The 14,623-nt window shown below is 32.1% G+C and carries 15 protein-coding genes; 1 reads left to right on the forward strand and 14 read right to left on the reverse strand.

Translation table 11 applies throughout. From position 1 onward, the window contains the following. Positions 1-11: 11 nt before the first annotated feature. The 7 genes from tpiA to nth all read right to left on the reverse strand — a co-directional run bounded on the left by tpiA (position 12) and on the right by nth (position 5,970). On the reverse strand, positions 12-764 hold the full coding sequence (gene tpiA, locus ABXG81_RS05665; protein ID WP_117521440.1) for a triose-phosphate isomerase: 753 nt from the start codon (positions 762-764) through the stop codon (positions 12-14). Positions 765-773: 9 nt separating this feature from the next. Further along, positions 774-1,970: a phosphoglycerate kinase gene (locus ABXG81_RS05670; protein ID WP_117521438.1), complete on the reverse strand. Its 1,197-nt coding sequence runs from the start codon at positions 1,968-1,970 to the stop codon at positions 774-776. Positions 1,971-2,027: 57 nt separating this feature from the next. Then, entirely contained in the window at positions 2,028-3,032 is a 1,005-nt protein-coding gene (gap, locus tag ABXG81_RS05675; protein WP_117521436.1) for a type I glyceraldehyde-3-phosphate dehydrogenase, read from the reverse strand. Between the two features lie 63 nt (positions 3,033-3,095). Further along, entirely contained in the window at positions 3,096-4,025 is a 930-nt protein-coding gene (trxB, locus tag ABXG81_RS05680) for a thioredoxin-disulfide reductase (protein ID WP_316122370.1), read from the reverse strand. Between the two features lie 8 nt (positions 4,026-4,033). After that, on the reverse strand, positions 4,034-4,492 hold the full coding sequence (locus tag ABXG81_RS05685) for a tRNA (cytidine(34)-2'-O)-methyltransferase (RefSeq protein WP_209813867.1): 459 nt from the start codon (positions 4,490-4,492) through the stop codon (positions 4,034-4,036). After that, positions 4,485-5,336, reverse strand: coding sequence for an HAD family hydrolase (locus tag ABXG81_RS05690; RefSeq protein ID WP_353528493.1), 852 nt, complete (start codon positions 5,334-5,336; stop codon positions 4,485-4,487). Before ABXG81_RS05690 ends, ABXG81_RS05685 begins: the two co-directional genes overlap by 8 nt. After that, positions 5,329-5,970: an endonuclease III gene (gene nth / locus ABXG81_RS05695; protein ID WP_353529244.1), complete on the reverse strand. Its 642-nt coding sequence runs from the start codon at positions 5,968-5,970 to the stop codon at positions 5,329-5,331. Before nth ends, ABXG81_RS05690 begins: the two co-directional genes overlap by 8 nt. 95 nt (positions 5,971-6,065) lie before the next feature. On the opposite strand from nth, the gene rodA reads away from it, so the two are divergent. Then, a complete protein-coding gene (gene rodA, locus ABXG81_RS05700; RefSeq protein ID WP_353528494.1) occupies positions 6,066-7,250 on the forward strand; it encodes a rod shape-determining protein RodA in 1,185 nt (394 codons plus the stop codon). 438 nt (positions 7,251-7,688) lie between these two features. Here rodA and bioA read toward each other — a convergent pair whose 3' ends face one another. The 7 genes from bioA to ABXG81_RS05735 form a co-directional block, all read right to left on the reverse strand. After that, a complete protein-coding gene (bioA, locus tag ABXG81_RS05705; RefSeq protein WP_353528496.1) occupies positions 7,689-8,888 on the reverse strand; it encodes an adenosylmethionine--8-amino-7-oxononanoate transaminase in 1,200 nt (399 codons plus the stop codon). A gap of 8 nt (positions 8,889-8,896) precedes the next feature. Further along, positions 8,897-9,580 carry a dethiobiotin synthase gene (bioD, locus tag ABXG81_RS05710; protein WP_117521422.1) on the reverse strand — a complete coding sequence of 228 codons (684 nt, stop codon included), beginning with the start codon at positions 9,578-9,580 and terminating at the stop codon, positions 8,897-8,899. Between the two features lie 12 nt (positions 9,581-9,592). Continuing rightward, positions 9,593-10,147 (reverse strand): biotin transporter BioY, encoded by a 555-nt coding sequence (locus tag ABXG81_RS05715; RefSeq protein ID WP_117521420.1) that lies wholly within the window; start codon positions 10,145-10,147, stop codon positions 9,593-9,595. Positions 10,148-10,274: 127 nt separating this feature from the next. Beyond that, a complete protein-coding gene (locus tag ABXG81_RS05720) occupies positions 10,275-10,916 on the reverse strand; it encodes a V-type ATP synthase subunit D (RefSeq protein WP_117521418.1) in 642 nt (213 codons plus the stop codon). A 2-nt stretch (positions 10,917-10,918) separates the two neighbouring features. After that, a complete protein-coding gene (locus ABXG81_RS05725) occupies positions 10,919-12,283 on the reverse strand; it encodes a V-type ATP synthase subunit B (protein ID WP_117521416.1) in 1,365 nt (454 codons plus the stop codon). Continuing rightward, complete coding sequence (locus ABXG81_RS05730; protein WP_117521414.1) at positions 12,276-14,033, reverse strand: V-type ATP synthase subunit A; 1,758 nt, start codon at positions 14,031-14,033, stop codon at positions 12,276-12,278. Before ABXG81_RS05730 ends, ABXG81_RS05725 begins: the two co-directional genes overlap by 8 nt. Beyond that, positions 14,017-14,622: an ATPase gene (locus tag ABXG81_RS05735; protein ID WP_209813856.1), complete on the reverse strand. Its 606-nt coding sequence runs from the start codon at positions 14,620-14,622 to the stop codon at positions 14,017-14,019. The genes ABXG81_RS05730 and ABXG81_RS05735 overlap by 17 nt, the downstream gene beginning before the upstream one ends. Between the last annotated feature and the right edge of the window lies 1 nt (position 14,623).

The raw sequence follows: 14,623 nt of genomic DNA on the forward strand, positions 1-14,623 counted from the left end.
TTATTTACTAACTATTTTCTATGATTTACTAAATCGGCAAAATCATCAGCTTTAAGACTTGCACCACCTACTAAAGCGCCATCAATATTTTCTTTTGCCATTAATTCTTTAACATTAGCTGGTTTTACTGAACCACCATATTGTATGCGTACTGCTTCTGCTGCATCTTCAGAATATAATTCAGCTATTAGATTTCGGATAAATGCACACATAGCTTCTGCATCTTCAGCGCTTGCAGTTTTTCCTGTTCCTATAGCCCAGATTGGTTCATAGGCAATTATAAGTTTTTTGATATCTTCTTCACTCACATCAGCTAAATCAGCTGTTAATTGTGCTTTTACCTTTTCTTCTTGCTTATTAGCTTCTCTTTCTTCAAGAGATTCACCACAGCAAAGTATAGGTGTTAAATCATGGCTAAATGCTGATAAAACTTTTTCATTAATTAGTTTATCATCTTCACCAAAAATATCACGACGTTCGGAATGACCTAAGATAACATAGTCTGCACCGATATCTGTTAGCATTAGTGGAGAGATCTCTCCTGTAAATGCACCAGATTCTTCATAGTACATATTTTCTCCACCAAAATTTATATCTGTTCCTTCTAGAAGTTCAGCAGCAATTGGTAAATCAACAGCTGGCGTACAAACACCTGCTTCTACTTCTTGGTCTAAGTCTTTTTCTTTGATTTCTTCTAGTAAACTTTTAGCTTCGCTTACTGTCATATTCATTTTCCAGTTTCCAACTATTACTGGTTTGCGCATAATAACTCCTTACTTATCTTCAATTGCAGAAATGCCTGGTAGATCTTTACCTTCTAAAAATTCTAGACTTGCTCCTCCACCAGTTGATACGTGAGTGATCTTATCTTTTAGTCCTGCCATTTCAATAGCTAAAGCTGAGTCTCCCCCTCCTACAATAGTAGTAGCTTCTGATTCTGCTAGAGCTTTAGCAACTTCATTTGTACCATTTGAGAATTCTTTGATTTCAAATACTCCCATAGGTCCATTCCAAACAACTGTTTTTGCATCTTTAATTTTCTCAGCAAATATTTGAGCAGTTTTTGGACCTATATCTAATGCTTCTTTATCAGCTGGGATATTGTCAATGTCTACAATTTCAGTTTCTACTCCAGATTCTATTTCATCAGCTATTACTGCATCAACTGGTAATAAAATTTCTACATTATTAGCTTTTGCTTTTTCAATTAATTCGAGTGATAAGTCCATCTTATCTTCCTCAAGTAAAGATTTCCCTATTTCTTTTCCTTGTGCCTTAAGGAATGTATAAGCCATACCTCCACCAATTAGTATAGTATCAACTTTACCTATAAGATTTTCTATTACACCTATCTTATCAGATACTTTTGCTCCACCAAGAATTGAAACAAAAGGATGTTCTGGGGCCTCTAGGGCCTTTCCCATAACATCAATTTCTTTTTCTATTAAAAATCCTACAGCAGATGGAAGAATACTTGCAACACCTACATTTGATGAGTGGGATCTATGGCTAGTACCAAAGGCATCATTTACATATAAGTCAGCTAGTGAAGCTAATTGTTTTGAGAATTCTTCATCATTTTTAGTTTCCCCAGCTACAAATCGTGTATTTTCAAGAAGTGCTACTTCACCATCTTTTAATTCGTTTACTTCTTCTTTTACTTTTTCATCAACTACTTCTGGAGATGGGATGAAGTGGAATTTTTCTCCATAATGATTTTCTAACCAATCAGCAACTGGTTTTAGGGCAAAGTCTGGATTTGCTTCTCCTTTTGGTCTACCCAAGTGACTCATTAAAATAACTTTAGCATTATTTTCTAATAAGTAATCTATAGTTGGTAAAGCTGCCTTAATTCTTGTATCATCAGCTATTTCACCTTTATTTTCTTTTGAAAGAGGAACGTTAAAATCTACTCTTACAAGAACTTTTTTACCATTAACATCTAAATCTTTTACTGTTTTCTTATTCATAATTCTCCTTAAAAATAAAAGGGCAAGAGATAAATATCTCTGCCCCTATACTATCTCTTAAAGGTTAGCTAAATAATCTAGTGTTCTAACAAGGTTAGATACATAACCTGCTTCATTATCATACCAAGCAACTGTTTTAACGATTTGTGTATCGCCATTTTCAACAACTTTTGTAAGTTGAGAATCAAATACAGATCCTGCTGGGTATCCTACAATATCACTTGATACAACATCTTCTGTTTCGTAAGCAAATGCATCATTTGAGTAATTTTTCATTGCTTCGTTAACTTCTTCAACAGAAACTTTCTTTTCAAGGATTGAGTAAAGTTCTGTAACAGAGCCAGTAATTACTGGAACTCTTAATGCTGTACCATCAATTTTACCATCAACTTCTGGTAATACTTTACCTACTGCCTTAGCAGCTCCTGTTGAAGCTGGGATTGTATTTTGTGCTGCTGCACGTCCCCCTCTAAGGTCTTTTTTAGTTGCTGGTGTATCTTGGATAGCTTGTGTTGCTGTGTAAGCGTGGATTGTTGACATTTGACCTGTAACAAAACCAAATTCTTTATTTAATACGTTTACCATTGGTGCTAAACAGTTTGTTGTACAGCTTGCTGCTGATACTACTGTTTCAGAGCCATCAAGTGTTTCATGGTTTACACCGTAAACGATAGTTTTCATCTCGCCTTTGCCTGGAGCTGAAATAAGAACTTTTTTAGCACCTGCTTTAATGTGAGCTTCTGCTTTTTCTTTTTGTGTGAAAAGTCCAGTACATTCAAGTACAACATCTACTCCTAGATCTCCCCAAGGTAGGTCTTCTGGATTTCTTTCAGCAAAGATTTTTATTTCTTTACCATTTACTTTAAATCCATCTTCTGTTTCTTCAAAGTCTCCATTAAATCTTCCTTGTGCTGTATCATATTTAAATGCATAAGCAAGGCCGTGTTTGTCAATTAGGTCGTTAATAGCTACTACTTCAATATCGTCTTGTACTTCAGCTATTCTTCTAAGTGTAAGACGTCCGATTCTACCGAATCCGTTGATTGCTACTTTTGTTGTCATTATTCCTCCTAAAAGTTTTCTACAATTACATTTAACTATACGTTAGTAATTTGTCAAGGTATGCTACCACGCTTGTCCTTCAAGGTATCTATTAGCTACCACTGCAGCGATGCACCCATCTCCAGCGGCTGTTACCATTTGTCTTACAGACTTTTCACGGGTATCCCCAATGGCAAATACACCTTCGATGTTAGTTTTCATATCATCGTTAGTAACTATATACCCATAATTCATATCAAGCTTACCTTCAAATATTTTTGTTTGTGGTATATATCCTACAAATATAAATACCCCAATTGGGTTATTATTATCACTTTTTAATTCTGTTAGCTCACCAGTCTTAACATTTTCTACAACAACTGATTTTGCTTCTTTATCACCTTTGATTTCATGAACTACAGAATCTAATACAAGTTTAACTTTTCCGTTAGCTTTTATTTTATCCACAACCACTTGACTTGCTCTAAATTGGTCACGTCTGTGAATTATAGTGACAGATTTTGCAAATTTAGTTAGATATAGGGCTTCTTCTAAAGCACTATCTCCTCCACCTACTACAAAAATATCTAGACCCATAAAGAATGGACCGTCACAAGTTGCACAATATGAAACTCCCATATTAGCAAATTCTTCCTCGCCTTTTACGTCAAGTTTTCTATGATCTGCTCCGGTAGATACTATAATTACTTTTGCTTCTAAAGTTTTACCATCTTCTGTATAAACTTTTTTAATTTCTCCTTCTAAGTTAACTTCTATTACATTTGTTGTTAAGAATTCACAGTATTCCTTAGCTTGATCATACATTCTATCTGATAAACCCATTCCAGTGGCTTCTTCCATTGATCCCGGATAATTTTCTACTGTTGCAGTTGTTGCTATTTGTCCACCTGGTATATTTTTTTCTATTATTAGAGTGTTCAGTTTTGAACGGCCTGCATAAAGACCTGCTGTAAGTCCTGCTGGACCTGCTCCTAAAATTATAATATCGTACATTTATTCTCCTAAAAATTAAAATTATTTTGTCTTAAAGCTTCATATAAGACTATAGTTACAGAATTAGCTAAATTTAAAGATCTGTCTATCTTTTTAGTCATTGGAATAGTAATGATTTTTTCATTATATTTATCAAGAATAGCTTGATTTATTCCTTCTTTTTCTCTACCAAAAATTAAATAATCTCCATCCTTAAATTCTACATCAGAATATTTTTTGTCAGTACCTGTTTCTACTAAGTAAAAATTTTTATCTTTTATAAATTCCAAAAACTCATCCATACTATCGTGAATGGTAAGATTTACTTTATTCCAATAATCAATACCTGCTTTTTTTAGTGCTTTATCTGAAAAATCAAATTTAAATGGCCTAACAAGATGAAGATTGGATTCTGTCAATACACTAGTTCTACCAATATTTCCTACATTTCCTGGATATTCTGGGGATAATAAAACTATATTAAACATTTGGATTTTCCTTATTATATTCTAATATTATATTTGCGGCTTCGCTTATTCCTGTACTATTATTATCAGACACTTTATAAGAAGCTATTTTTTTAACTTCATCATTAGCATTGCCCATAGCAAAACCTAAATGAGATTTACTTATCATTGGTAAATCATTGAATGAATCTCCAATTGCAGCTACTTCGTTTACTTTTATACCCAAAAAATCAGCCAACTCTAAGATACCATTCCACTTATTAACAGCAGGCTCCATAATTTCTACTGATCCCCAACCTGATGAGGTAATATATAATCTATCTTTAAACTCATTTTCAATTATTTTAACTGATTTTTCTTCTCCATAAGGATGTTTTGCTAAGCATCCTATTAAAATTTTTGTTGCATTATGATCTTTTTGCTTTAACGTTTTGTAAGGATCTTCAGATATATTTATATTACATTGATAATTTAATCCATAATCTGTATCCCTTTTTAAATGTTCAAGTCTATCAAAATCTAAAGAATTTGAATAAAATGTATCCTCATCATAAAAATGATAAACAAATTTATGATTTTCACAAAAATCTATTATTTCTTTAAGATGCTTATCTTCTAAAGGATGAGTACTTAGAACTTTTTTGCTATTTACTTTTATAATAGCACCATTGTTTGCAATCATCGGATTATCTGTTTGAAGTATATCATTGTTAACTTTAAGAGAAGTCACTACTCTACCGCTACAAAGAACTGTCTTTACGCCAGATTCATTTAATTTTCTTATTGCCTCAATACTTGATTCATTTATCCTATCCTTAGAATTTAGCAAAGTACCATCCATATCTATGGCAAAAAGTTTAATCATTATTACTCCTATAATATAAGCAAAGCTTACTTAGTTTACACTCAGAACATTTTGGACTACGAGCCTTACAAATAGCTCTACCATGGCTTATTAATTGCTTGTGAGTGAGATTCCATCTTTCTTCTTCTACATTCTTTTCTAATTGTTTTTCAGTTTTAGTTACATTATCTGCATCAGCTAGACCTAGCCTATTTGATACACGAAATGCATGGGTATCTACTGGAAAAGCTGGTATATCAAAAGCATTTGCTAAGACAACATTAGCAGTCTTTACCCCTACACCTGGTAGTTTTATGAGTTCCTTTTTTTCCTTTGGGACTTCTCCGTTATATTCATCTAAAAGGATTTGACTTGTGGCTTTTATATTTTTCGCTTTATTTTTGTATATACCTATAGACTTTATCCAATTTTCCAAGTCTTTTATGTCCATTTTAGCAAAGTCTTCTGGAGTATTAGCTTCTTTAAAAAGTTTGCTTGTAACTAAATTTACTCTTACGTCAGTGCTTTGAGCTGAAAGCATGGTTGCTATGAGTCCTTCAAAAGGCGTTTCAAATTCCAACATATTTTCTGAAGGATCCTTATACATATCATCTAAAATATCTAAAACTTCTTTTATTTCTTCTTTTTTTAAAATATTATCACCTTATCCTTTATTAGGACTATACTATATATTTGTATAAAAAAATAAGTAATAATGGTATAATAAGTTCTTAGATATGAGGTGATTGAATGTTTAATTTAAAGAAAAAAAATTTAAAAGAACTTGATTTAATTTTGCTTTTTGCAACTTTAATTTTAAGTATCTATGGTCTAATTGTATTGTATTCGGCTCAAGGAGGAGATTTTTCAGCTATTAAAACGCAAATAGCTTCAACAGTGATTGGCTTTATATTAATAGCTGTACTTTGTACAATGGATCTTGATGTAATAAAAAAATCTTGGAAAGTAATTTATGCTATAAGTCTAGCTCTTTTAGTGATGACACTATTTTTGGGACGTGGACTGGATGAATGGGGAGCCAAATCTTGGGTTTATATAGGATCATTTTCCATCCAACCTTCAGAAATTGTAAAGGTTGGTTTGATATTTTCTTTTGCAGCCTACATTGATAAGTATAAGGATAAGCTAAATGAACCTCTTATTCTTTTAAGAGTGTTAATATTTGCTGCAATACCTGTTGGTCTTATTTTATTACAACCTGACTTTGGTACAGCAATGGTTTATCTTTTCTTCGTTGCTGCTATGCTTTTTGTAGCAGGAATTTCTTGGAAATGGATAGGGTTATTTGCAGTAATTGGACTTGTAGGAGGATATATACTTTTGACTAATCTTTCTGGCTTTAGAGCTGATAGAATTCAAAACTTCCTAAATCCTTCACGTGATATTTCAGGATCAAACTGGCAACAATATCAAGGTATGATAGCCATAGGATCTGGAATGCTTAATGGACGAGGATTTCTAAAAGGTAGTCAGTCTCAATACGGATATATCCCTGAAAAAGAAACAGATTTTATTTTTTCTGTTTTAGCTGAAGAACTAGGGTTTATTGGTGCTATAATTCTTGTAATATTGTTTACCATTATAATTATTAGATTAGTAATGATAGCCCGTAAATCTAATAATACTTTTATAACTATTATGGTAACAGGTGTAGCAGCAATGCTTTTCATACATATATTTGAAAACATTGGTATGACTATAGGAATCATGCCCGTAACAGGTATTCCACTTCCACTATTATCTTCTGGAGGTACTTTCCAATTAATTTGTTTGATTCTAATAGGTCTAGCCTTAACAGCCTCTATGCAAAAATCATATAGGGATCCAGACTTGTTGGATTATGAAACTATGAACGTTATTGATCCTAAATTAGTAAGTAACAGTAAAAAACTTGCTAACAAAAGTCAAGTTTAACTGAAATTAATTAGGTTATTCTGCCATATGGTAATTTAAATTAGAACATAGCAGCATGATCTGTTACAAAAATATGAATAGTTATCATCCCTTCATTAGAAGAAGTTCTCCTAGGAAATTATTTATATAGCCTGCCATCTCGTGGAGAGAAAATTTCTGTATAGGTTCTTCTAATGATTTTGGGACGATTCATTCATTCTACAATAGCCCCATTAATATTTTTTATTCTTATAATCTTTCTAATTAATTTAATAATCTTCATTTTTAAAAATTTCTAGAACTATATGATCTTAGTTTTTGGACGGATATTTTAACTATAAAACATACTAATCTTTCATTGTACAAAAATAGTGCAAGATAGGACTCACTTCCTTTTCTTACACTATGTGGTCATTTACTATCTATCAAAGGGCTATAAAAAAATAATAAAATATAAAATTATCTTTCAAACCACTCTTTCATAGTTCTCATAACTTTTCTAAGTTCATCTTCACTTATTACATAAGGCACCATGGAATAAATATACTTTATAAAAGGTCTTGCAAATACTCCTCTTTTATAAGCAAATTCTTGAAAACCACGAATGTCTTTTTCATCTTTTACTTCAATACAAACGCATCCACCCATAACCCTTACTTCTTCTATCTTAGGATGTGTGAATCCAGCCATCTCTTCTCTTTGTATCTCTTCTATTCTCTTTATTTTTTCCATAAAATTTTCTTCTTCAAAAATTTCTATTCCACTAATTGCTACTGAACAAGCTAATGGGTTTGCCATAAATGTTGGACCATGCATAAGCGCATGAGTTGGATTGTCGTCGTAAAAGGCATCAAAAACTTTTTTATTTGCAACTGTAGCTGCATGACCAATGTAACCTCCAGTTAGTGCCTTTCCTAAACAAATTATATCTGGCAAAACTAAATCTGCCACAAATCTATTTCCCGTTCTACCAAAACCTGTTGCTACTTCATCAAAAATTAAAAGTACATTATACTCATCACAAAGCTCTCTGGCTCTTTCTAAGAAGGAAATATCATACATCCTCATTCCACCAGCTCCTTGAAGGAGTGGTTCAACTATAAATGAATTTAATCTATCCCCATATTTTTCAAAAGCATCTTCTAATGCATCAATTTCTGTTGGTATATGAACTACATATTTGCTTTTTCCATATGCCTTTAAAACAAAATGATAGTCTTCATCATCTCCCACTTCCATAGTTTTAAAAGTATCTCCATGATAAGCGTTTTTTAGCGCAAGGACCATAGTTCGATTTTCTTCACCTTTATTCATATAAAATTGAAGTGCCATTTTAAGAGCTACTTCAACTGCAACAGATCCAGAGTCAGAAAAGAAAGGGTAATCTAAATCTCCAGGCAAAAATTCTTTTAATTTATTAGAAAGAGTTTCTACAGGTTCATGAGTAATTCCACCAAGCATGACATGAGAAAATTTATTTACTTGATTTATAATTGATTCATTTAATCTTTCATTTTTATAACCATAGATATTACTCCACCATGAAGAAACAGAGTCTATCATTTTGTTATCTTCTGTGTAAAGATAAACTCCCTTAGCATCAACAACTTTGTAGGGATCTTTCATTGTTTTCAATTGTTCATAAGGATACCAAATCATAATAACTCCTATTCATAAATTCTCTTTAAATCTTCGACATCGATGTCAAGGTCTTTATCATTCTTTTTAACACAGGCAATAACCTTTGATCCCGTCATGTATTCGCACATTTTTATATTGTCTTCTTGCAATAAATCTCCTGTTATAAAGTTATTAAAAATTATTCCTTTTAAATCTATATTATTTTCTTTCATATAAAAAGCTGTTAGTACAACATCATTTATAGTTCCAAGTCCTGCATCTGCTACTATAACACAAGAAAGATTAGATTTTTTTATAAAGTCTTCTAAAAATATTTTTTCCTCATCAAAGCGAAGAGGACATAAAATCCCACCTGAACCTTCTAAAGTTATATAATCATATTTATTTTTAAGCTTTTCAAAATTTTCTATTACTACATCTAAATCAACTGGATTTCCTTCTATTTGTGATGCCAAATGAGGTGATACTGCCTTCTCATAAATGTAAGGGCTCATTGTATCTAAAGACTGTTCAATATTTGCAAAATCTTTTATAAATTTTGCATCACCTGGAATAAGCTGACCTTTTTCATCTCTTTCATTCCCACTCATTGCCGCCTTATAGTATCCTGATTTTAAATTAGCTTCAGCTAATTTTTTTACCATAAGACCTGCCACATAAGTCTTTCCTATTTCAGTTCCAGTTCCTGTTACAAAAACGTTTTTACTCAATTTTTCCTCCTTTTAATTAAATCCTTTGTTTACCATTGGAATAAGTCTTTTACCAAGTATTGCCCCCAAGATACAAAGAAGAATATCTCCTGGTATTGCAAGTATAAAGCAATATAAAATAAGTGCCTTTACTCCAATTGGCGATCCTAAATAAAAATTACTAATTAAGTAATAATAAATCATCCCAATAGCATAAAGTATAAAAAGACCTGCAAAGTTTGCAATAAGAAGTCTTTTCATACTTGGATTTTTTTCTTTATTAGCAATCTTCCCTGTAACATAAGTCGAAAATACAAAACCTATTATGTACCCAAAACTTGGTTTAAAAACGTATCCAATTCCGCCGCCCTCAGTAAATACAGGAATACCTATAAGACCTAATATTATGTAAACGATTACAGAAGTGGCGCCAAGTTTTGGTCCTAATAATAATCCTGCAAGCATTGTAAATAATAGTTGCAGTGTGAATGGCAAAACTGGAATTGGTATTCTTATAAAAGTTCCAACAATAATTAATGCTACAAACAAAGAGCACAAAACTAAATCTCTTACTTTTGAAATTTTCAAATATTTCCTCCATAGTTATTATTTTGAACATTTACCTTAAATAAGCTATCATCAAAAAGTAGTTTTGTCAACTCATTATTCATTTAGGTCCATTATTTGCAAAAAAAAGAGAGCAAAATACTGCTAATTAATCAGCAGCATTTTTTTGATCTCTAATTTTTTTATCCTTAACCATCTTAGTTTTTGAAAATTCTTCTCTTTCTTTTTCTTCAATCAAAGCAGAAATTGTTTTTATTCTTTCCTCTGTCTTGGGAATTTGAACTTTTTCCAGAGAGTTTACTTTCTTACTTGTCTTTTTTATTTGTCTATCAAGGTTATTAATTGTAGTATCAAGCTCTGCAAGCTTATAAATTTTATCTTTAAGTTCATTAAACGATAACAAAGCTACATCAAACGCCTCATTTGTTTCATAAAATGAATAAGATAAATTTAATTTAGATGGCTCAAAATTTATGTTATAAATTTTTGTTTGCATAAATTCATCTTCTTGCAAACTTATACTATTATCTACTGGTACAATTCTTGATATGTCATCAAGTTTCGATTCCCCCATAGTAATCATAGCGCGTTTAAAATTTTTGCTAACTTTTTCTATTGTTTCATTTACTTCTTCATTTAAGTCATCCCTTTGTTTTATTTTGCTATCATGCGCTTGAATGAGTGCTTTTCTAGACTTATCTAGTATATCTAACCCACCCTGCAATAAGCTTAGATGATCTTTTGCAGCAATTAAATTGGCCTTGGTAGGAGCTGTAGATTTTATTTCCATAATTAATTACCTATGAATTTATCAAGATTTTCTGGACTTACCCTATGAAGTTCTGTTCTTGGTAAGATTTTTAGGATTTCCCAACCTAAATCTAAACTTTCCTCAAGTTCTCGATTTTCAGTAGGTTGTTGGGATAAAAATCTTTTTTCAAATTCATCACCAAATTCAAGATACTTTTTATCTATATCTGACAGATCATCTTCACCAACTATCTGAGCAATATTTCTAACTTCTCCAACATGAGAATATGATTCATAAATTTGGTTCATCAAGTCTTCATGGTCTGCTCTTGTATATCCTTCACCAATACCATCTTTCATAAGCCTTGAAAGTGATGGTAAAACATTTATTGGTGGGTAAATTCCTTTGTTGTATAAAGATCTATCAATTACTATCTGTCCTTCAGTAATATAACCTGTGAGATCTGGTACTGGGTGAGTAATATCATCGTTAGGCATTGTTAAAATTGGTATAAGTGTTACCGATCCATCTACATCTCTAATCATACCAGCCCTTTCATATAAAGTAGCAAGATCAGAATACAAGTATCCTGGATACCCCTTACGGGAAGGGACTTCTTGTCTAATTGAAGATACTTCACGCAAAGCTTCTGAATATGATGTCATATCTGTAATTATTACTAAAACATGGTATCCTTTTTCATAAGCTAAATATTCTGCGGCAGTTAGGGCGCATTTTGGAGCTATAAGTCTTTCCATAATTGGACTATCTGCTAGGTTTTGATACATAACAACCTTGTCACGTACACCTGCTTTATTAAAAGCGTCTTCAAAAAACATAGCTTCGTCTTTTTTAATTCCCATAGCAGCAAAAACAAAAGCAAAGTCTTCATCAGTTTTAAGTTTTGCTTGTCTTACTATTTGGGCTGCAATTTGATTATGTGATAAACCATATCCGGAAAATATTGGTAATTTTTGTCCACGAATTAGAGTTGTTAGCGTATCTATCGCTGATATTCCCGTTTGTATAAAGTCTCTTGGATACTCACGAGCAACTGGATTTAGTGGCTCACCTTCAACTGAATAATTTTTTTCAGAATAGATTTCTCCACCATTATCTATTGGGCGAGCAAGCCCGTCAAATGTACGACCCAAAATCTTTTCATTAAGTGGGATTGCAAGAGGTTTTTCCTCAAAACTTATTACTATATCATCAAGAGAAAAGTCTTGTGTATTACCAAAAACCTCAATTGATATAGTTTCATCATCTATTTTAACAACTTGTCCTACAAAATCCATTCCTAAAGCGTGAACAGAAACAACGGCATTATAAGTTACATCTGCTACATTTTCTATTTCAATAATTGAGGATTCGATTCTTTTAACTTTTGTATATTCTTTACGCATTAATTTCGCCTCCTCCAAGACCTAGGAAATGTGATTCAAGTTTATTGTTTAAAACTGTAAATTTATCTAAATCATCATTTTTTATATTATATTTCATTTGAGTAATATCATTAATTATTTTAGGATCATACACTTTATTATATGGAATACCATTTTTAATTGCTTCATCTGATTTATGATAATAATTCTCTATTACTTTTAACATTTTTATTTGTTTTTCTAGTGGCACATATTTATCAGTATCGTTGTAAGCGTTCTGTTGCAAAAATCCTACTCTAATTAATTCTGCAACATCAAGAATATTTCTTTGACTATCAGATAGGGCATCTTTACCTACTAACATTAATATTGAGCTAACTTCTTCTTCTTGTAATAAGACATTCATTAACTCATTGCGTACACCAATTATATCTTCACCAGTTTCTTCTTGGTAATATGATCTAATGGTATCCACATAATTTGAGTATGAAGTCATCCAGTTAATAGCTGGATAATGACGTGAGTATGCTAATTTTCTATCTAAGCCTAAAAATACATTTACAGCCCTTCTGGTATTTTCGGTTACTGGTTCTGAGAAATCTCCTCCAGATGGTGAAACAGCTCCTATAAGTGTTACTGATCCATCAGATCCATTTAAGTTTGTAAAATATCCTGCTCTTTCATAAAATTGAGATAATCTAGATCCTAGATAAGCTGGGTAGCCTTCTTCTGCTGGGATTTCCTCCAAACGTCCAGAAATTTCACGTAAGGCTTCTGCCCATCTTGATGTTGAATCAGCCATTAAAGCTACGTGATAACCCATATCTCTAAAATACTCAGCAATAGTAATTCCAGTATAAATAGAAGCTTCACGAGCAGCTACTGGCATATTTGATGTATTTGCTATAAGGATTGTTCTTTCCATCAAACCGTAACCAGTATTTGGATCTATAAGTTCTGGGAATTCTTCAAGTACTTGGGTCATTTCGTTACCACGTTCACCACAACCTATGTAGATAATAATATCTGCATCTGCATACTGAGCAAATTGGTGTTGAAGCATAGTTTTCCCAGTACCAAATCCTCCCGGAATAGCTACTGTACCACCTTTTGCAACTGGAAAAAATACATCTAATACTCTTTGTCCTGTATTAAGTAAAAGCTCTAATGGTCTTACTTTTTTTACTGGACGTGGATTTCTAACTGGCCAGTATTGATATAGCTTAAGCTCCTCAATACCTTCATTGGTTTTTACTTTAACTATAGTATCTTCTAGTTTATAAGTGCCTGATGCTTTTACCTCACTAATAGTTCCATCAACAGTACTCATTAACCTATGCTCGATAGTTTTTGTTTCCTTGATAGTAGCATAAATATCGCCAACATGAATGGATTCACCATCTTTAACTTTTATATCAACATCCCATTCTTTTTCTTCATCAAGATTTGTAAAACCAATACCTGATGGTATAAAGGCTCCATTCTCATCCATTATTTTTTCAAGTGGTCTTTCTATACCATCAAACATATTCTTTAAAAGACCTGGACCAAGTCTGACGGAAAGCGGTCTGTGTGTAGATATAATAGGTTCATTTGCTCGAAGTCCAGAAGTATCTTCATAAACTTCTATAGTAGCAAAATCACCATCTACCGAGATTACTTCACCGATAAGTTTAAGGTCACCGACACTTACCATTTCACGAATTTTAAGATCACCAGCATTTTTTGCGATTACTACTGGTCCATTTATTGTTTTAATTGTTGGATTCATTAAAACTCTCTTTCTCAAACAGATTATATAAAGTTCTTCCTATATCATATTTTTCTTCCTCAATTTTTTTTAGGTAGGTGTAATTATATTGGTAGGATCCATCAATGGATTTTAATATAAAACCACCTATATATTTTTCATCTAAGTGACCTAAATGAGGATAGGATATAAGATTCATATCTTCTTTTCTTACTAAGATTTCAAAATTATCACTAGATTCATTTAATTCCTCTAATTTTTTTTCTATGTTAGTAGATAAAGAATTTTTATACTCATCTGTTTTTGTATATTCTATCAATTTCTCTTTTATTTCACCCACTAATTCATTGAGTAAGAATTCCTTGTGGGCATAAAAGTTTGTCTTTTGTTCTTCTTCAAGTTTTGCTATTCTTTCATTTCCACGAATAGTGGCAAAGCTTTTACGAGATTCTAGAGTATTCTTTAAATCTTTTTCAAGTTTTTGTTTCTTTTCTTCTATTTGTTGACTATTTATATTAGTAGAATTGTATAATTGTTCTTCACTTCTTGCTTTTTCTTCATCCCAAACCATCTTTCTAAAGGTTGAGAGTTTTGCATTTAAATCTAGCATA

The sequence above is a fragment of the Anaerococcus nagyae genome, assembly GCF_040364225.1.
Taxonomy (GTDB): Bacteria; Bacillota; Clostridia; order Tissierellales; family Peptoniphilaceae; genus Anaerococcus; species Anaerococcus nagyae.